This window comes from Allobosea sp. RIT-PG3_2, assembly GCF_057321085.1.
This window is the reverse complement of the sequence record NZ_JBXWCA010000003.1, coordinates 33,288-51,708: the sequence shown is the minus strand read 5'-3', so window position 1 is coordinate 51,708 and position 18,421 is coordinate 33,288. Positions and strand designations below refer to the sequence as shown.

Annotated in this window: 14 protein-coding genes; 10 read left to right on the top strand and 4 right to left on the bottom strand. The window is 65.1% G+C overall.

The window, feature by feature from the left end:
• Window positions 1-58: 58 nt before the first annotated feature.
• Window positions 59-1,093: a 4-hydroxythreonine-4-phosphate dehydrogenase PdxA gene (locus AC2FAN_RS10540; protein WP_476806941.1), complete on the bottom strand. Its 1,035-nt coding sequence runs from the start codon at window positions 1,091-1,093 to the stop codon at window positions 59-61.
• Between the two features lie 164 nt (window positions 1,094-1,257).
• Here AC2FAN_RS10540 and AC2FAN_RS10535 point away from each other — a divergent pair, with 164 nt between their 5' ends.
• From AC2FAN_RS10535 to pepT, 9 genes are all read left to right on the top strand, one after another.
• On the top strand, window positions 1,258-2,664 hold the full coding sequence (locus AC2FAN_RS10535; protein ID WP_485173828.1) for a flagellar biosynthesis protein FlgA: 1,407 nt from the start codon (window positions 1,258-1,260) through the stop codon (window positions 2,662-2,664).
• Window positions 2,665-2,716: 52 nt separating this feature from the next.
• Window positions 2,717-3,382 (top strand): GntR family transcriptional regulator, encoded by a 666-nt coding sequence (locus AC2FAN_RS10530; protein WP_485173826.1) that lies wholly within the window; start codon window positions 2,717-2,719, stop codon window positions 3,380-3,382.
• A 244-nt stretch (window positions 3,383-3,626) separates the two neighbouring features.
• Entirely contained in the window at window positions 3,627-5,219 is a 1,593-nt protein-coding gene (locus AC2FAN_RS10525; RefSeq protein ID WP_476806939.1) for an ABC transporter substrate-binding protein, read from the top strand.
• 146 nt (window positions 5,220-5,365) lie between these two features.
• Window positions 5,366-6,982 (top strand): ABC transporter substrate-binding protein, encoded by a 1,617-nt coding sequence (locus tag AC2FAN_RS10520; protein WP_485173824.1) that lies wholly within the window; start codon window positions 5,366-5,368, stop codon window positions 6,980-6,982.
• Between the two features lie 286 nt (window positions 6,983-7,268).
• On the top strand, window positions 7,269-8,279 hold the full coding sequence (locus tag AC2FAN_RS10515; RefSeq protein WP_265051848.1) for an ABC transporter permease subunit: 1,011 nt from the start codon (window positions 7,269-7,271) through the stop codon (window positions 8,277-8,279).
• Between the two features lie 40 nt (window positions 8,280-8,319).
• Window positions 8,320-9,231, top strand: coding sequence for an ABC transporter permease subunit (locus AC2FAN_RS10510; RefSeq protein WP_265051847.1), 912 nt, complete (start codon window positions 8,320-8,322; stop codon window positions 9,229-9,231).
• A 4-nt stretch (window positions 9,232-9,235) separates the two neighbouring features.
• A complete protein-coding gene (locus AC2FAN_RS10505) occupies window positions 9,236-10,258 on the top strand; it encodes an ABC transporter ATP-binding protein (protein ID WP_485173822.1) in 1,023 nt (340 codons plus the stop codon).
• Window positions 10,255-11,232, top strand: coding sequence for a peptide ABC transporter ATP-binding protein (locus AC2FAN_RS10500; RefSeq protein WP_485173820.1), 978 nt, complete (start codon window positions 10,255-10,257; stop codon window positions 11,230-11,232). Before AC2FAN_RS10505 ends, AC2FAN_RS10500 begins: the two co-directional genes overlap by 4 nt.
• A gap of 106 nt (window positions 11,233-11,338) precedes the next feature.
• On the top strand, window positions 11,339-12,583 hold the full coding sequence (gene pepT, locus AC2FAN_RS10495; RefSeq protein ID WP_485173818.1) for a peptidase T: 1,245 nt from the start codon (window positions 11,339-11,341) through the stop codon (window positions 12,581-12,583).
• A gap of 22 nt (window positions 12,584-12,605) precedes the next feature.
• Here pepT and AC2FAN_RS10490 read toward each other — a convergent pair whose 3' ends face one another.
• The 3 genes from AC2FAN_RS10490 to AC2FAN_RS10480 all read right to left on the bottom strand — a co-directional run bounded on the left by AC2FAN_RS10490 (window position 12,606) and on the right by AC2FAN_RS10480 (window position 15,979).
• Window positions 12,606-13,466 (bottom strand): HTD2 family dehydratase, encoded by an 861-nt coding sequence (locus tag AC2FAN_RS10490; protein WP_485173816.1) that lies wholly within the window; start codon window positions 13,464-13,466, stop codon window positions 12,606-12,608.
• Window positions 13,466-14,623, bottom strand: coding sequence for an acyl-CoA dehydrogenase family protein (locus AC2FAN_RS10485; RefSeq protein WP_476806956.1), 1,158 nt, complete (start codon window positions 14,621-14,623; stop codon window positions 13,466-13,468). Before AC2FAN_RS10485 ends, AC2FAN_RS10490 begins: the two co-directional genes overlap by 1 nt.
• A gap of 63 nt (window positions 14,624-14,686) precedes the next feature.
• On the bottom strand, window positions 14,687-15,979 hold the full coding sequence (locus AC2FAN_RS10480; protein WP_476806933.1) for an alpha/beta hydrolase: 1,293 nt from the start codon (window positions 15,977-15,979) through the stop codon (window positions 14,687-14,689).
• A 448-nt stretch (window positions 15,980-16,427) separates the two neighbouring features.
• Here AC2FAN_RS10480 and AC2FAN_RS10475 point away from each other — a divergent pair, with 448 nt between their 5' ends.
• Window positions 16,428-18,401, top strand: a complete 1,974-nt coding sequence (locus AC2FAN_RS10475) for a hybrid sensor histidine kinase/response regulator (protein ID WP_485174553.1) — start codon at window positions 16,428-16,430, stop codon at window positions 18,399-18,401.
• Window positions 18,402-18,421 lie beyond the last annotated feature (20 nt).

The window sequence follows — 18,421 nt, the reverse complement described above, 5'->3', positions numbered from 1 at the left end:
TAGGTTTTGAATTTGAAGGGCCGCTCTTGCCGGCGGCCTTGTTGAAAACGAAACCGGATCAGGCGGCGGCGCGGGCCTTCGTCTTCCCGTCCTGCGCCATCTTGATGGCCAGCGACAGCGCGGCGCGAGTGGCGCCGAGATTGGCGATGCCCTTGCCGGCGATCTCATAGGCCGTGCCATGGGCGGGCGTGCAGATCGGGAAGGGGAAGCCGCCGATCAGCGTGACGCCACGGTCGAAGCCGATCAGCTTCATCGCGATCTGGCCCTGGTCGTGATACATCGTCAGGACGGCGTCGAAATCGCCGTTCTTTGCCCTCAGGAAGACGGTGTCGGAGGGGAACGGCCCCTCCACAGTGAAGCCCTTGGCCTTGGCGGCCTTCACCGCCGGCTCGATCGTCTCGATCTCGTCACGCCCGAAATTGCCGCCGTCGCCGGCATGCGGGTTGATGCCCGCGACAGCGATGCGCGGCGGGTTAAAGCCGGCAGCGCGCAGATTGGCGTCAGCCAGCGTCAGCGCGCGCAGGATGCGCTCCTGCGTGATGTTGCTGGCAACCTCGGACAGCGGGATGTGGGAGGTGACGCGAGCGTTCCAGAGCTTGTCGAGGACATTGAATTCGCTCGCGGGGCCCTCGAAGCCGATGGCATCGCGCACGAAGCGGATCTCGTCGTCGTAGCCGGGATAGGCGAAGCGCATCGCCGCCTTGTTGAAGGGCGTGAAGAAGACCGCATCGGCCTTGCCGGAGGCGGCGAACTGGAGCGCGCGGCGGAAATTCTCTGTCGCGGCCTTGCCGCCCGCGAGCGTCGCCTTGCCACGCTGGAGATCGGCCGGATCATGGTTGCCGAGGTCGATGAAGACGGGCCTGTCGCCGAGCGGCAGCGCCTCGCCGTCCTTCACGACCTGCACCTGCGGATCGACGCCGCTGTCCTCGATGCCGAGATCGAGCAAACGCTTGTCGCCGAACACGACATAGCGCGCCGCGGACCGGAGATCGGGCTCCGCCAGGATGCGCGCCATCAGTTCCGGGCTGATGCCGGAGGGATCACCCATCGCTGCGGCGATCACCGGCAAGGCGTCATTCGTCCGCTCATTCATGGCCGCACTCCGCTGCCTTTTCATCCCTGTTGCCCTCTTCGCTACCACAAGCACCCCATCGCCTCAAGTATGCTGTATGCAGCATAACGAGATTGCTGTAGTCATTTCCGAAAGCGCGGGCCCGAACGAGCCACGCCGTCATCGGCCGCGCGGGGAGAAGCCTGATGAATTTTCACGCGCATTACGCCGGGATCGCCGAGCCGGTCGAAACCTGCCTCGTCGGCAGCGGCAGCTTCGGCCGCAGTTATCTCGCGCAATCGCGGCGGACGCGGCTGGTCAATGCGCGCATCGCGGTGGACATGACGGCTGAAGCCGCCGGGCGCGCCTTTGCCGCCGCCGGCTTTGCGCCATCGGAGATCGCCCTGTGCGAGACCGCGGCCCAGGCGCGCGCGGCCTGGGACGGCGGCAAATGCGTCGCCGCCGCCAGCCTCGACATCGTCCTCGAACTGCCGTTCCAGCTGCTTGTCGAAGCGACAGGCAGCCCGGAAGGAGCGACCCAATACAGCCTCGCCGCGATCGAGGCCGGCCGCCATGTCGCGCTGGTCTCGAAGGAGGCCGACAGCGTCGTCGGACCGGGGCTGGCGCGCCTCGCCCAACAGAAGGGCGTCGTGGTGACGCCGGTCGACGGCGACCAGCCGAGCCTGCTGATCGCGCTGGCGAGCTGGGCCGAGGTGCTCGGCCTCGAAATCATCGCGGCCGGCAAGTCTAGCGAATATGATTTCGTGCTGGACGCCGCCACGGGCAACGTCACCTGCAATGGCGTGACCCATGCCCTGCCTGCGCTGCGCGAGCACTGGCTGCCCGGTTCTCGCTCGATCGTCGCCAATGCGGCCGAGCGCGCGCGCATCCTGGGCGAGGCGTTCCCGCTGCGGGCTGTGCCCGATCTCTGCGAGATGACGCTCGTCGCCAATGCGCTCGGCTTCTCGGCCGACGCGGCCGGCTTCCACGCACCGCCGGCCCGCATTCCGGAGATCGCCGACCTCTTCGCGGAACGCAGCGAAGGCGGGCTCCTGGCCGGCACGCGCCGCATCGACGTGTTCCATCATCTGCGCCTGCCCGAGGAGGCGAGCTTCGCCGGCGGCGTCTTCATCGTCGTGCGCTGCGACAACGCCGAGACCTGGGAAATGCTGGCCGGAAAGGGCCATGTCGTCAGCCGGAGCGGCCGGACGGCGGCGCTCTACCTGCCGCGCCACCTTCTGGGTGTGGAAGTCGCCACTTCCATCCTCGATGCCGCCGGCCTCGGCCGCTCCGGCTATGGCGAGGATTATCGGCCACGGCAGGACCTCGTCGCGGTGGCGCAACGCGACCTCGCCGCCGGCACCGCGCTCGTAATGGGCGGGCACCATCACAGCATCGACGGCGTCGGGGCCGAGATCAGGCCGGCCGCGCCGCTCGCTGCCGAACGCCCTGCCCCGTTCTACCTCGTCGCCAACCGGACCCTCGTCCGAAACGTCAGGGCCGGCGACGCGATCCGCCTCGGCGATGTCGAGATACCCGGCGATTCCGGGCTGCTGGCGATGCGCCACCGGCAGGACGCGCTGTTTGCCACCGAGGCGGCCGCCGTCGTTTGACAGCACAGACGCCGCATGCCGTAACGGAGGCGCCGGAAACGATGGAACAGCGATGAGCGAGACGGCCACCGATTATCCCCGGATCACGCGACGGACCCTCCATGACGAGGTTCTGGAGCGGGTGCGCGACATGATCATCGAGGGCCAGCTCATCCCCGGCCAGCGCATCAACGAGGGGCTGGTGGGTGCGCAGCTCGGCGTGTCGCGGACGCCGTTGCGCGAGGCAATCAAGACGCTCGCCAGCGAGGGTCTGGTCGAGATCCTGCCCGCCAAGGGCGCGGTCGTGCGCAAGTTCTCAGCGCGGGATCTCGCCGACATCCTCGACGTCATCAAGAGCCTGGAACAGCTGGGCGGCCGGATCGCCTGCGCGCAGGCCAGCGACGCGACCATCGAGGCGATCCACAGGCTGCACCGGGACATGCTGGCGCTTTATGCCACGCGTGACCGGCTCGACTATTTCAAGCTGAACCAGGCGATCCACAGCGCCATCGTCGCCGCTTCCGGCAATCCGGTTCTCGCCGAGATGCACACCACCCTGCAGTCGCGCATCAAGCGGCTGCGCTTCGTCGGCAATGAGGGGCCGGAGAAATGGGCGGGCGCAGTAGCCGAGCATGAGGAGATGATCGCGGCGCTGCTCAAGCGCGACGCCGACGCCCTGTCGGAGGCGATCGGCCGGCACATGGACACCACGCTTCTGCGCGTCCGCGAGGTGCTTTGATAGCCAAGCCGGACGCTCATTCCGGCACGAGCAGGTGACCTTGCGAGGCGACGGAAACCGCGCAGCGCAATCGTTTACCCTCCCATTCTCGGGTCGCAGAACGCCTGCGGAAACGACTATTCGCCTCCTTCGACTTTCAATAAGCTGTTGACAAGGCGGCTCGGGGAATTCCGCCGATGAAGCTTCCGATGCAACGGGGCCATCTTCCGCCGCAGGCGGCGGAGAGGCGTTCAAGGAGACATCCATGAAAAAGATTTTGTTGGCGACGCTGTCGGCCTCCGCGCTGATGGCGGCGCAGCCCCTGATGGCGAAAACGCTGGTCTATTGCTCCGAGGGCAGCCCCGAGAACTTCGCGCCGAGCGTCAACACGACCGGCACCTCCTTCGACGCGAACACCCAGATCTACGACACCGTCGTCCAGTTCGAGCGCGGCGGCACCAAGGTGCAGCCCGGCCTCGCGGAGAAGTGGGACATCTCGGCCGATGGCCTGACCTACACCTTCCACCTGCGCAAAGGCGTGAAGTGGCACTCCAACCGCGCTTTCAAGCCGACACGCGACTTCAACGCCGACGACGTGATGTTCATGATCGAGCGGCAGTGGAAGGAGGATCACCCGTTCTTCAAGGTGACCAGCTCGAACCACTCCTATTTCAACGACATGGGCATGCCCAAGTTGCTGAAGTCGGTGGAGAAGGTCGATGACTACACCGTGAAGATCACGCTGAACCAGCCGGAGGCGCCGTTCCTCTCCGACCTCGCCATGCAATATGCCAGCGTGCAGTCGAAGGAATACGCCGATGCGATGCTGAAGGCGGGTACGCCCGAGAAGCTCGACCAGGACCCGGTCGGCACCGGCCCGTTCTATCTGGTGCAGTACCAGAAGGACGCGATCATCCGCTACAAGGCCTTCCCGGAATACTGGGCCGGCAAGGCGAAGATCGACGACCTCATCTTCGCGATCACGCCGGACGCCTCGGTGCGCTGGGCCAAGCTCCAGAAGGGCGAATGCCATGTCATGCCCTATCCGAACCCGGCCGACCTCGACGCGATCAAGAAGGACGCCAATGTCCAGATCCTGGAGCAGCCGGGCCTGAACATCGGCTATCTCGCCTACAACACCACCAAGAAGCCTTTCGACGACGTCAAGGTGCGCCGCGCCGTCAACAAGGCGATCAACAAGAAGGCGATCATCGACGCGGTCTACCTCTCCAGCGGCATCGCGGCGACCAACCCGATCCCGCCGTCGATGTGGTCCTACAACGAGACGATCAAGGACGATCCCTTCGATCCGGAGGCGGCCAAGAAGGAGCTGGCCGAGGCCGGCTACCCGAATGGGCTCGAGATCGACCTGTGGGCGATGCCGGTGCAGCGCCCGTACAACCCGAACGCCAAGCGCATCGCCGAGCTGATGCAGGCGGACCTCGCCAAGGTCGGCGTCAAGGCCGAGATCAAATCGTTCGAGTGGGGCGAGTACCGCAAGCGCATGCAGGCGGGCGAGCACCAGACGGGCATGCTCGGCTGGACCGGCGACAACGGCGATCCGGACAACTTCCTGCACACGCTGCTCGGCTGCGACTCGGCCAAGACCAACGGCTCGAACGTCGCCAAGTTCTGCTACAAGCCCTTCGAGGATCTGGTGACGAAGGCGAAGACGGTCACCGACCAGGCCGAGCGCGAGAAGCTCTACCAGCAGGCTCAGGTGATCTTCAAGGAGCAGTCGCCCTGGTTCACCATCGCGCATGCGGTGCAGTTGAAGCCCGTCCGCAAGGAAGTGAAGGACTTCAAGCTCTCGCCGTTCAGCCGCCACGTCTTCTACGGCGTCGACATCGGCAACTGAGCCGAAGCGCCGGTCGCGCCCCGTTCTGGCGCGGCCGATGCATGCCAAACGACGCGGCCCCTCGGGGCCGCGTTTCGGGAGGTGGAGACGATGGGGCACGACGCCCCGCGCCCGATCCGTCTCCCCGCCTATCCGAGAGAAACGCCATGTCCGTTCGTGCCCGCTCCTTCGCTCTGACGCTGGGGCTGAGTGCCCTTTTCCTGCCCGCCGTCGCGGGCGCCCAGGCGCTCGTCGTCTGCTCCGAAGCCAGTCCCGATTTCCTGAATCCGCAATTCAGCAGCCAGAACACCGCCTATGACGTGGCGGCGCAGATCTACGAGCGGCTGACGGCGACCGAGCGCGGCGGCTCGCAGATCATCCCGAGCCTCGCCGAGTCCTGGACGATCTCGGACGATGCGCTGACCTACACCTTCAAGCTGCGCAAGGGCGTGAAGTGGCACGCCAGCAAGACCTTCACGCCGACGCGCGAATTCAACGCCGACGACGTGGTCTTCTCGTTCGAGCGGATGTTCGACGCCAATAACCCCTACAACAAGGTCGGCAGCGGCAATTACCAGTTCTTCAGCGAGATCGTGAAGCCGAGCCTGAAGTCGGTCGAGAAGGTCGACGACTACACGGTGAAGCTGACGCTGAACAAGCCGAACTCGCCGCTGCTTTCGGCGCTCTCGGTCGAGCCGATGTCGATCCTCTCGGCCGAATATGCAGCCGCGATGCTGAAGGCCGGCACGCCCGAGCAGGTCGATTTCGCGCCGATCGGCACCGGCCCGTTCTCGCTGCTCGCCTATCAGAAGGATGCCGTCATCCGCTTCAAGGCGGTGCCGGACCATTGGACCAAGGCTGTCGGCAACCGCGACCGCATGGCGCTGGTCAACGACCTGATCTTCGTGATCACGCCCGATGCCGCCGTGCGCTTCGCCAAGGTCCGCTCCGGCGAGTGCCAGATCGCGCGCTACCCCAATCCCGGCGACCTGCCGGCGATGAAGACGGAAGCCGGCATCAACCTGCTGCAGGGCAGCATCGCCGATCAGAGCTTCCTCGCCTTCAACCAGCAGAAGAAGCCCTTCGGCGACAAGCGCGTGCGCGAGGCGCTGGCCTATGCCACCAACATCCCGGCGATCATCGACGCGGTCTATCAGGGCACGGGCAAGCCCACGGCGGCAGCCGTGCCACCTTCGCTGTGGTCGCACAATGACGAGCTGAAACCGCGCGCCTATGATCCCGAGAAGGCCAAGGCGCTGCTGAAGGAGGCCGGCCTCGCGGACGGCTTCGAGACGACGCTCTGGGCGATCCCCGTCGTGCGCGCCTATATGCCGAACGGCCGGCGCGCTGCCGAGCTGATCCAGGCCGACTGGGCCAAGATCGGCGTCAAGGCGACGATCCAGACCTTCGAATGGGGCGAGTACCTCAAGCGCGGCCGCGCCGGCGAGCACGAGGTCGGGATGTTCGGCTACACCTGGGACTATCCCGATCCGAGCCAGATCCTGCTTTCGGGCTGGACCTGCGAAGGCGTGAAGACCGGTGCCAACCGGGCGCGCTGGTGCAACCAGGAAGCTTCCGACGCGCTGGCAAAGGCCAACACGATCACCGACCAGGGCGAGCGCACGAAGCTCTACAAGCGCTTTCAGGAACTCTTCCACGAGGATGTCGCGGGCCTGCTCTTCGCCAATGCGCAGGCCTTCACGCCGGTGCGCAAGGAAGTGAAGGACTACAAGATCCACTTCTTCGGCGGCCAGCCCTTCTACGGCGTGTCGATCACCAAGTGACGGCTCGCCCCCGATAGTCATCGGCGCCGATGGAGCATTCATTGCTTCGTCGGCGCCGGCTTTATTCGCATTGTTTCGTTGGTGCCCCCGAGGTTTTGCAAGTCTTTCGTCGGGCATCCGAGTTCCACCCGCGCAGCACCATCGCGATCCACGGTTTTCGTCACGGCGTTCTTGATCTTTCCGGGATTCTGGTGTTTGCGCTGCGCCGGAATTCGAACTTGAATAAAACGACAAAACAGGCCGCCGCGTGGAACGCCACGCTCCGGCCGACAAGAATGGCAGAACCATGCTGCGCTTCATCTTCACACGGCTGAGCCTGGTCATCCCGACCTTCATCGGGATCACGCTTCTCGCCTTCTTCCTGGTGCGGCTCGTGCCGGGCGACCCGATCGAGACCATGGCCGGCGAGCGCGGCATCGATGCTGCCCGCCATGCACAGCTCCTCACCGAGTACGGTCTCGACCGGCCGCTTTTCGTTCAGTACGGCCGCTATATCGAGCGCGTCGTGCAGGGAGATCTCGGCAAGTCGATCGTGACGCGCGAGAACGTGCTGACCGAGTTCGGCCAGCTCTTCCCCGCCACCATCGAGCTCGCACTCTGCGCCATCATTCTCGCACTCCTCATCGGCCTGCCGGCCGGCATCATCGCGGCAGTGAAGCGGAACTCGATCTTCGACCATGGCGTGATGGGCATCTCGCTCACCGGCTATTCGATGCCTATCTTCTGGTGGGGGCTGCTGCTGATCCTGCTGTTCTCGGTTCAGCTCGGCATAACCCCGGTTTCGGGCCGCATCGCCGTGCAATACTTCATCGAGCCGGTCACCGGCTTCCTCACCATCGACAGCCTGCTGGCCGGTGACATCGACGCCTTCTGGTCGGCGCTGTCGCATCTCGTCTTGCCGGCGATCGTGCTCGGCACGGTGCCGCTCGCCGTCATCGCCCGCATGACGCGTTCGGCGATGCTGGAGGTGCTCGGCGAGGACTATATCCGCACGGCACGGGCCAAGGGCATGGCGCCGATCCGGGTCGTCGCGCTGCACGCGCTGCGCAATGCGCTGATCCCGGTCGTCACCGTCATCGGCCTGCAGGTCGGCACGCTCTTCACCGGCGCGATCCTGACCGAGACGATCTTCTCCTGGCCCGGCGTCGGCAAATGGCTGATCGAGGCGATCAGCCGGCGCGACTACCCCGTCCTGCAGGGCGGCACGCTGCTGCTCGGCATCGTCGTCATGAGCGTCAACCTCTTCGTCGATCTGCTCTACGGCCTGATCAACCCGCGCATCAGGCACGCCCGATGAACCGCCTTACGCATTTCAGCTCCCAGCGGAGCCCTCGCCCATGAGCGCCGAGACCCTCGAAGCCCCCGCCGTCGCCGCACCGAGCGGTGTCCCGCCCCATCCGGCGCGCGAATTCTGGACCTATTTCAGCGCCAATCGCGGCGCGGTGGCCGGGCTCGTCGTCATCGTCGTGGTGCTGTTCTGCGCGCTGTTCGCGCCGCTGATCGCGCCGCACGAGCCGAACCTGACCAACAACGCGGTCTTCCTGAAGCCACCGTTCTGGCAGGAAGGCGGCTCGCTCTCCTACCCGCTCGGCACGGACGCGATCGGCCGCGACATCCTCTCGCGCCTGCTCTACGGCGCGCGGCTTTCGCTGGTCATCGGCATCTTCGTGGTCGCGATCGCGATCATCGTCGGCATCGTCCTCGGCCTCATTGCGGGCTATTTCAAGGGCCTCGCCGATATCGCGATCATGCGGCTGATGGACATTCTGATGACGATGCCGAGCCTTCTGCTCGCGATCGTCATCGTCGCGATCCTCGGCCCCGGCCTGATGAACGCCATGCTCGCCGTCGCCATCGTCGTGCTGCCGCATTACGTGCGCATCACCCGCGCCGCCGTCATCACCGAGGCCAGCAAGGATTATGTCATCGCCGCCCAGGTCAGCGGCGCGCAGACGGTCCGGCTGATGTTCTCGGAGATCCTGCCGAACTGCGCCGCGCCGCTCATCGTACAGGCGACGCTCGGCGTCTCCACCGCGATCCTCGACGCTGCCGCGCTGGGCTTCCTGGGCTTAGGCGCCCAGCCGCCGACCCCGGAATGGGGCACGATGCTCGCGGATGCGCGCGAGTTCGTGCTGCGCGCCTGGTGGGTCGTCACTTTCCCGGGCCTCGCCATCCTCATCACCGTGCTCGCCTTCAACCTGCTGGGTGACGGCCTGCGCGATGCGCTCGACCCCAAGCTGAAGCGCTGATCCCATGCCCCTTCTCGAAATCGAAAACCTCAGCGTCGAATTTCCCACCTCCCAGGGAACGCTGCGCGCCGTGGACCGCATCGACCTCACCCTCGAAGAGGGCGAGGTGCTCGGCGTCGTCGGCGAATCCGGCTCCGGCAAATCAGTCACCATGCTCGCGCTGATGGGCCTCGTCGGCTATCCCGGCCGCGTTCGCGCCGACAAGCTGCGCTTCGACGGCCGCGACCTCCTGACCATGTCCGCCCGCGAGCGCCGCCAGCTCACCGGCAAGGACGTGGCGATGATCTTCCAGGAGCCGAGCACCAGCCTCAATCCCTGCTTCACCATCGGTTTCCAGCTCGCCGAGACGCTGAAGAAGCATGAAGGCATGGATGGCAAGGCCGCGAAGCGCCGTTCGATCGAGCTGCTCGAACAGGTCGGCATCCCCGCACCGGAAAGCCGCCTCAAGGCCTTCCCGCATCAGATGTCCGGCGGCATGAACCAGCGCGTGATGATCGCGATGGCGATCGCCTGCAATCCGCGCCTGCTGATCGCCGACGAGCCGACGACCGCACTCGACGTCACCATCCAGGCGCAGATCCTCGACCTGCTGATGTCGCTGCAGCGCGAGCGCGGCATGGCGCTCGTCCTCATCACCCACAATATGGGCGTCGTCGCCGAGACGGCACAGCGCATCATGGTGATGTATGCCGGGCAGATCATGGAGGAGCGCAAGGTCGACGCGCTGTTCGCCGATCCGCAGCACCCCTATTCCGCAGCGCTGCTCGCCGCCCTGCCGGAGCGCAGCGAGCATGCGAGCCGCCTCGCCACCATCCCGGGCATGGTGCCCGGCCTGAACGACCGGCCGAAAGGCTGCCTTTTCAGCCCGCGCTGCGCCTATGCGACCGACCATTCGCGCAATGTCCAGCCGGAGCTCAGGAACTGGGCGGACGGGCGCGTGCGCTGCCATTACCCGCTCGGCGATCCCAATCGCGATGCCGAGCGCGCCCGCGACGAGGCCGGCCTGACGACGGAGGCGACGCGATGAGCACCGTCATCGAAGCCCGCGAGCTGACCCAGACCTATCCGGTCAAGCAGGGGTTCTTCCGCCCGCCGGCGCAGCTTCAGGCGGTGAACAAGGTGTCCTTCTCGGTCGAGGCCGGGCGCACCCTCGCCGTCGTCGGCGAGTCCGGCTGCGGAAAATCGACGCTGGCGCGGATGGCGACGCTGATCGAGACACCGACCTCGGGCCATCTGACTCTCGACGGTCTCGACGCCATCTCGCCGCCCGCGAGCGAGCGCAGGCGGCTGCGCCGCACGGTGCAGCTCGTCTTCCAGAACCCCTACGGCTCGCTCAACCCGCGCAAGAAGATCGGCACGATCCTTGAGGAGCCGCTCAAGATCAACACCGACCTATCCAAGGCCGAGCGGACCGAGAAGGCCCGTGCGATGATGGCCAAGGTCGGCCTGCGTCCGGAGCACTATGCCCGCTATCCGCACATGTTCTCGGGCGGCCAGCGCCAGCGCATCGCGATCGCTCGTGCTCTCATCCTCTCGCCCAAATTGCTGGTGGCGGATGAGCCGGTCTCGGCGCTCGACATCTCGATCCAGGCGCAGGTTCTGAACCTGCTGGCCGATCTGCAGGACGAGCTGAAGCTCGCCTATCTCTTCATCTCGCACGACCTCAGCGTCGTCCGCCACATCGCCCACGACGTCTTGGTGATGTATCTCGGCAATGCCATCGAGCACGGCCCGAAGGAGCGCATCTACGCCCGGCCGCTGCACCCCTATACGCAGGCGTTGCTGGCCTCGACACCGCGTGTCGGCGGGGCCAAGCGAGAGCGCATCGTGTTGCGCGGCGAACTGCCCTCCCCGCTCAATCCGCCGACGGGCTGCGTGTTCTCGACCCGCTGCCCCTATGTGACCGATCGCTGCCGGGCGGAGCGCCCAGAGAAGCGCGAGATCGACGGCCGGCAGGTCGCCTGTCACTACGCCGAGGACTTCCTGGCCAAGGCGGCGTGACCGCGTTGCTTCGGCGGGCCTTGCCGAAGCGCTCGCCGGCGCGATAGCTCTCGCTGTGCCCTGCCCCCGCAAGCTGGCAGGGCAGGAGATGCGAAGCGAGGTCGAGATGTCCATTGCGTCTGAATTGACGGAGCGCTTCCTGCGCTACGTCGCGGTCGAGAGTCAGAGCGACGCGCGGGCGACCAGCCTGCCCTCCACGCCCGGCCAGCAAAACCTCGCCGCCCTTCTCGCCGAAGAGCTGCGAGCCCTCGGCCTAGCCGACATCGTCATCGACGACCACGCCACCGTCACCGCCCGCAAGCCCGGCACCCGTCCGGGCGCACCGCGCATCGGCTTCATCGCCCATCTCGACACGGTCGATGTCGGGCTCTCCCCGGTGATCCGCCCGCAGATCCTGCGCTTCGAAGGGCAGGATCTCTGCCTCAACCGCGAGCGGGACATCTGGCTGCGCGTCGCGGAGAACCCGCAGATCAAGCCCTGGGTCGGCGAAGACGTCATCGTCGGCGACGGCACCAGCGTGCTCGGGGCAGACAACAAGGCCGCGGCCGCGGCGATCATGACGCTGCTCGCCGAGCTCAGGCCCGAGGACGCGCATGGCGACATCGTCGTCGCCTTCGTGCCCGACGAGGAGATCGGCCTGCGCGGGGCCAAGGCGCTCGATCTCGCCCGCTTCGCCTGCGACTTCGCCTACACCATCGATGCCTGCGAACTCGGCGAGGTCGTCATCGAGAATTTCAACGCGGCACAGGGCGAGATCAGCTTCACCGGCGTCAGCGCCCATCCGATGTCGGCCAAAGGCGTGCTGGTCAACCCGTTGCTAATGGCGATGGATTTCATCGCCGAGTTCGACCGCGCGGAAACACCCGAGAATACCGAGGGGCGCGAAGGCTATTTCTGGTTCACCGAGATCGCCGCCGGCCAGAGCGAAGCCAGGCTCAAGGTGATGATCCGCGAATTCGACAAGGCCCGGTTCGAACAGCGCAAGCGCCGCATTGGCGAGGTCACCAAACTGATCGCGCAGCGCTATCCTAGGGGACGGGTCTCGTCCGAGGTCACCGACACCTACGGCAACATCCATGACAGCCTGGGCGAGGACCGCCGCTCGGTCGACCTGCTCTTCGCGGCGCTCGATACGCTGAAGATCGAGCCGAAGCTGATCCCGATGCGCGGCGGCACGGATGGCGCTGCCCTCTCGGCACGCGGCCTGCCGACGCCGAATTTCTTCACCGGCGGCTGCAATTTCCACTCGCGCTTCGAGTTCTTGCCTGTCCCGGCTTTCATGAAGTCCTACGAGACGGCGCGTACGATCGTTCGGCTGGCGGCGGAAAAAGCGACCGCTTCCTCTCCCTGATTCATCGGTGGCGGCGCCGAACTCACGACCAGTAAGCTTCCGCCATCATGCACAACGTGCCGCTCTGCTTGGCCGTCCAGAGCCTCAAACCGTCACCGTCTTCGGTGGCGTGCAGCGCGAAAGCGTCGTCGTCGAACAGCGGCGACAGCCCGCGGAAGCTGAAGCGCTTCGGCGGGGCACCGCGCAGTTCCGTGGCGTAGTTGCAAAGCAGGGCCGCCTGCATGGGACCATGGACGATGAGACCGGGGTAGCCCTCGACCTCCGTCACATAGCGGCGGTCGTAATGGATGCGGTGTCCGTTGAAGGTCAGCGCCGAATAGCGGAACAGCAGCGGCGCCTCCGCCCTCATCGGGCGCTGGTGCATGCCTTGCTCGGCCAGCGGAGGCGTCTTCGCCGCACCCGTACCGGTCTCGAGGCCGCGATAGACGATGTCCTGCCGCTCCTCGAGCACGAGCGCACCGTTCGCCTCGATACGATGCTCGACCGTGACGAAGCAGAGCGCCCCGGTGCGCCCTTCCTTCAACACGACATCGGCAATGCGGGAGGTCCGCCTTGCCGTGTCGCCAACCTTGAGATCGCCATGGAAGGAGAACGCACCGCCAGCCCACATCCGGCGCGGCAAAGGCACTGGCGGCAGGAAGCCGCCGCGCGCGGGGTGGCCGTCGGGGCCGAGCCCGCTGGTCGGGGCTGCCGGTTGCGCCAGGCAGAAATGGATGAGCCTCGGAACCGCCTCGCCGGTTTTCGGGGCCTCGCCGGGATAATCGAAGGTCGCGTGGTATTTTCGCGCGAGGTCCTCGCTGACGATATCGACGCCGACATCCTCCCGGCCGATCCAGCCGCGCAGATAATCGATGTCGAGGTTGGGCGCGTCGGGAGCAGTCATCAGTACGACCTCGGCATGCCCAGCACATGCTCGGCGAGATAGGACAGGATCAGGTTCGTGGATATCGGCGCGACCTGATAGAGGCGCGTCTCGCGGAATTTGCGCTCGACGTCGTATTCCTCGGCGAAGCCAAAGCCGCCATGCGTCTGGATGCAGGCATTGGCGGCCTCGAAGGAGGCATCGGCCGCCAGCATCTTGGCCATGTTGGCCTCCGCGCCCGGATTGGCGCCGGCCTCGTAGAGCCGGATCGCCTCGCGCACCATCAGTTCGGCGGCGCGCATGTTGGCGTAGGCCTTGGCGATCGGGAACTGGACGCCCTGGTTCTGGCCGATGGGCCTGCCGAAGACATGGCGTTCCCTCGCGTAATTCGAGGCCTTTTCGATGAACCATTTCGCATCGCCGACGCATTCGGCCGCGATCAGGATGCGTTCCGCGTTCATGCCGGAGAGGATGTAGCGAAAGCCTTTGCCCTCCTCCCCGACGAGGTTCTCGGCCGGCACCTTCACATTGTCGAAGAAGACCTCGGTGGTGGCGTGATTCATCATCGTGCGGATCGGCCGGATGGTGAGGCCGGCCTTCAACGCCTCGCGCATGTCCAGGATGAAGACCGACAACCCGTCGGTGCGCTTGGCGACCTGGTCGCGCGGCGTGGTGCGGGCGAGCAGCAGCATCAGGTCGGACTGCGCCGCACGGCTCGTCCAGATCTTCTGGCCGTTGACGATGTAATGATCCCCTTCGCGCCGAGCCGTGGTCCTGAGCGCAGTGGTGTCGGTGCCGCTGGTCGGCTCGGTCACGCCGAAGGCCTGCAGCCTGAGCTCGCCCGAGGCGATCCTGGGCAGGTAGCGCTGCTTCTGGTCGGCCGTGCCATGTCGCAGCACGGTGCCCATCACATACATCTGGGCATGGCAGGCGGCGCCGTTGCAGCCCTGTCGCTGGATCTCCTCCATGATCACCGCGGCGGCCGAGAGGGGCAGGCCGGCGCCACCATATTCCTCCGGGATCAGGGCGGAGAGGAAGCCGCTTTCGGTCAGTGCGGCCACGAACGCGGCCGGATAGGCCATCTCGCGGTCGAGCTTGCGCCAGTACTCCCCGGGAAAATCCGCGCAGAGCTTCGCAACGGCGTCGCGGATGTCGGAATGGTCGGGGGCATGGTCCATGACGGCCTCGAGATTGTCCGGGACCGTAGCAATAGACAAAGGCCTCGGACGCGTCCTCCCCTCTCAGCGGCTCGGCAGCCCCGCTCCTGCCAGCGGCGCGGCGACGGCATTGCTCGTCGCGTCTCCGACATCGCTGACCGTGCGCCCGACCTCCTCGATCGTATCGTTGAAGTTGCGGCGCGTATGAGGGTCGACAACGGCGAGCGGCGCCGAAATCGCGAGGCCTGCGGCCGTGCCGACAGCCGCCGCGGTGCCGGCGGTCACCTGCATCAGGCGCTCGCCCAGACCGACGCGCGAATCCGTGATCGGCTGCCCCTCGACCAGCCGGGTGCCGATCAGCTGCACCACTTCCGGGCTTTCGGCGAATTTACCGTGGTTCAGGCTGTCGCCGGAGCGCAGCTTCGTCAGGTTTACGACCGTGATACCGGCCTTGGAGAGCTCGGTCCGGTAAGGCTCGACGTCCGGGTCGATCGCGCCGAGCCGCACCGTGCTGCCCCAGACGCGCCGCGAAACGGCCAGCGCCCGATCATCCTGCGAGACGAACATCGTGAAGCGCGGCAACTTGCCCTGGATATCACCGATCTGGCTTTGGAAAACATCGACATCGACATCCGGCGCCGCGAGCATGACGTTGGCGATCTTCGGTGGGATGCGCCCGTTCCGAATCGCCATCTGGCGCAGCGCTTCCATCGTCACCCAGTTCCCCATCGAATGGGCGAGGATCGAGACCTCTCCGACCGACGGATCGCGCGCGAGATCCTGCAAAAGACTCTCCAGCGCCGTGCGCGAATAGTTGCCGCTCTCGCGGTCATAGCCATAGGCGAAGATAGAGCCGCGCGAGGGCCAGGTGAAGAGGATCGGCACGACGTCGGCGGTCGAGTCATGAACGATCTGGGCGAAGCGGTAGACCGCGTCCTCGAAGCGGTTGTTGAAGCCGTGGATGAAGACCATCACCCTGCGCTTGGGCACCTTCATCACAGCCTTGTGGAAGCGCGACACCGCCTGTGCGCGGTCGAGCTTATCGACCCTAAGCGTGACGAAGTCAGTCTCCGGATTGCCGGGCAGCTGGCTCGGCCACTGCACCTCGCCGACCTTGCGACGCGCCGCCGGCGGCAGCGACACCGTGATTTCGGCGAAGGCCGGCTTGCCGCGCTCGCCGGAGAACAGGATGCCCGCATCCTCGTCAGGCGCGCGCGTCGTCGCGACCAGCATGGTGACCTTGCTGGTGTCGGAAGCAGACGAGCTTACAGGCAGGAGCACGCCCTTCACGTCCCCCGCGCAGCCCGTCAGCACCAAGGCCGCCGCTCCGGCACAGAAAAGCCGAAGCCTGGCCTTGTGGAGAAACGCAACACGCATTCTCACCTCGTCCCCGATCACGACGCAGTGCATCCCGAGATCATCTGATCTTGCGGGAATGATACCGAACTTTGACAGCCCGTCAGGACTAGGCAGCGTTCCTGCCGGGCGGTCAAGGCACCCTCGCCTCCTTACCGGCGGGACAGTCAGTCCGCCACTCGGTGCGCCTGCGTGGTGGAGGGCAAATCCAAGGCGTCCCGGATCAGCTTTTCTGGCCGGGCAGCCGGCCGTCCCGAGCCGAGCCGTGGCCGATCGGCTCGTCCTGGACAAAGCCTCCATGCAGCGCCGGCAAGTAGCTCGATTGCACCTTCGAACAATGCGCCAAGCGCGAAGGCAAAGCCGCTCACGGAGCACGATCGCGTATCCGCAGGAAATTCATGTCGAAGTCGTGGAACCGAATGCCTTTCGCGGGGTTCTTCGGTGTTGGCTGAACGGACTGTCCCTGGGCATGGCTCCACAAAACGAACTTTCGGACAGCCGCTATCGAATCCTTGTGGATGCGATTACCGACTACGCCATCTACATGCTGGACGCTGCAGGGCTGGTCGCAAGCTGGAACCCCGGCGCCCAGCGCTTCAAGGGCTACCAGGACCACGAAATCCTCGGCGAGCATTTCTCACGCTTTTACACGGCCTCCGATATCGAGGCGGACCTTCCAAGCCGGGCCTTGGCAACGGCGAGGGCGGAGGGACGATTTGAGAGCGAAGGCTGGCGCGTGCGGAAGGACGGATCCCAGTTCTGGGCGCATGTCGTCATCGATCCGGTCATCGATCCCCAGACGCGGCAAGTGCTGGGTTATGCGAAGATCACCCGTGATCTGACCGAACGCAGAGAGCAAGAGAGAGCGCTGCGCGAAAGTGAGCAGTCATTTCGCCTCCTAGTCCAGGGCGTGACCGACTACGCCATCTTCATGCTCGACGAAAAAGGCTTCGTCACGAACTGGAACGCGGGGGCGGAGAGGATCAAAGGCTACCGGCCCGACGAAATCATTGGTCGGCATTTCTCGGTGTTCTACACGCCGGAGGATCACGACAGACGAGAGTGGGAGCGAGCTCTTGCCAAGGCCCGCGCCAACGACGGATTTCAGACCGAAGGATGGCGCGTCCGCAAGAACGGCGAACGCTTCTGGGCAAGCGTTGCGATCGATCCGATCCATAACGACTCCGGCTCGATCATGGGCTTCGCCAAAATCACCCGCGACATGACCGAACGCAAGCGTGCAGAAATCGCTTTGGATACGGCACGCGAGGCCTTGTATCAGTCCCAGAAAATGGAAGCCGTCGGCCAACTAACCGGAGGCATCGCCCATGATTTCAACAACCTCCTGAATGCAGTTGTTGGCAGCCTCGAGCTGCTTCGGAAACGACTCACAGATGACCGGCAGATGAGCTTGATCAATAACGCGATGGAAGGCGCCTCACGTGGAATCTCCCTGACACAGCGAATGCTGGCGTTTGCGCGCAAGCAGGAACTCCAGGCTATTCCGATAAGCGTATTCGATCTGATGGGTGCGATGTCGGACTTGCTCCGCCGGTCGCTCGGCCCCTCCGTAAATCTCGATTTTTCGTTGCCGGCTGACCTCGACAACATCCTCGTAGATCGAAATCAGCTTGAGCTTGCCATTCTCAATCTTACCGTCAATGCGCGCGACGCCATGCCTGAGGGCGGCAGAATCACCATCTCCGCAAAGAATATCGACGCGGAGATGAGCGGCCCCGCGGAGCTGAAACCTGGACGCTACGTCCAGATTATCGTGGTGGACGAGGGCGTCGGGATGGCCCCCGACGTTCTGGCGAAGGCGGTGGAGCCCTTTTTCACGACCAAGGGAATTGGGAAAGGCACTGGATTGGGATTGCCGATGGTTCTTGGAACTGCACAGCAGCTGGGGGGGCGGCTGGAGCTCAAGAGCGAATTGGGAAAGGGGACGACCGCGATCCTTTGGCTCCCGGCGGCGGAACCCGCAATCCCTTCGACGGTCACGGCTGAGGAGACGATAACTGTCGAAGAGCCGGGCAGTTCTCTCAGAATACTGGCCGTCGACGATGACGCGCTCATCTTGATGAATACCGTCGCGCTCCTGGAAGACCTCGGCCATACGGTGGTTGAAGCCAACTCCGGTTCCGAAGCGCTGGAAAAACTGGAGTCCGAGGAAAGCTTCGATTTGCTTATTACCGACCATGCAATGCCTAAAATGACCGGCGGCCAGCTGATCGCCGAGGTAACCAGCCGGTGGCCGGATATTCCGATTATCCTCGCAAGCGGATACGCTGAAATACCTGAAACGGTATTGGCCGGAGTGGAACGCCTCGCCAAGCCATTCTGGCAGGCCGATCTTCACAAGGCCATATGCAACGCGACCAGACTCAAGCCGGGCCCTGGCATTTATGCCGTCTCTTCCGGGGACAATGCTAGCGGACCGTGAATGTGAAGAGGCCGGCTGCG

Excerpts from the sequence above, each read along its gene's own strand:
- AC2FAN_RS10500 (WP_485173820.1), top strand. The coding sequence starts at position 10,255 with ATGAGCACCGTCATCGAAGCCCGCGAGCTGACCCAGACCTATCCGGTC.
- pepT (WP_485173818.1), top strand. The coding sequence starts at position 11,339 with ATGTCCATTGCGTCTGAATTGACGGAGCGCTTCCTGCGCTACGTCGCG.
- AC2FAN_RS10480 (WP_476806933.1), bottom strand. The coding sequence starts at position 15,979 with ATGCGTGTTGCGTTTCTCCACAAGGCCAGGCTTCGGCTTTTCTGTGCC.
- AC2FAN_RS10540 (WP_476806941.1), bottom strand. The coding sequence starts at position 1,093 with ATGAATGAGCGGACGAATGACGCCTTGCCGGTGATCGCCGCAGCGATG.
- AC2FAN_RS10510 (WP_265051847.1), top strand. The coding sequence starts at position 8,320 with ATGAGCGCCGAGACCCTCGAAGCCCCCGCCGTCGCCGCACCGAGCGGT.
- AC2FAN_RS10535 (WP_485173828.1), top strand. The coding sequence starts at position 1,258 with ATGAATTTTCACGCGCATTACGCCGGGATCGCCGAGCCGGTCGAAACC.
- AC2FAN_RS10475 (WP_485174553.1), top strand. The coding sequence starts at position 16,428 with ATGGCTCCACAAAACGAACTTTCGGACAGCCGCTATCGAATCCTTGTG.
- AC2FAN_RS10530 (WP_485173826.1), top strand. The coding sequence starts at position 2,717 with ATGAGCGAGACGGCCACCGATTATCCCCGGATCACGCGACGGACCCTC.
- AC2FAN_RS10520 (WP_485173824.1), top strand. The coding sequence starts at position 5,366 with ATGTCCGTTCGTGCCCGCTCCTTCGCTCTGACGCTGGGGCTGAGTGCC.
- AC2FAN_RS10485 (WP_476806956.1), bottom strand. The coding sequence starts at position 14,623 with ATGGACCATGCCCCCGACCATTCCGACATCCGCGACGCCGTTGCGAAG.
- AC2FAN_RS10505 (WP_485173822.1), top strand. The coding sequence starts at position 9,236 with ATGCCCCTTCTCGAAATCGAAAACCTCAGCGTCGAATTTCCCACCTCC.
- AC2FAN_RS10515 (WP_265051848.1), top strand. The coding sequence starts at position 7,269 with ATGCTGCGCTTCATCTTCACACGGCTGAGCCTGGTCATCCCGACCTTC.
- AC2FAN_RS10490 (WP_485173816.1), bottom strand. The coding sequence starts at position 13,466 with ATGACTGCTCCCGACGCGCCCAACCTCGACATCGATTATCTGCGCGGC.
- AC2FAN_RS10525 (WP_476806939.1), top strand. The coding sequence starts at position 3,627 with ATGAAAAAGATTTTGTTGGCGACGCTGTCGGCCTCCGCGCTGATGGCG.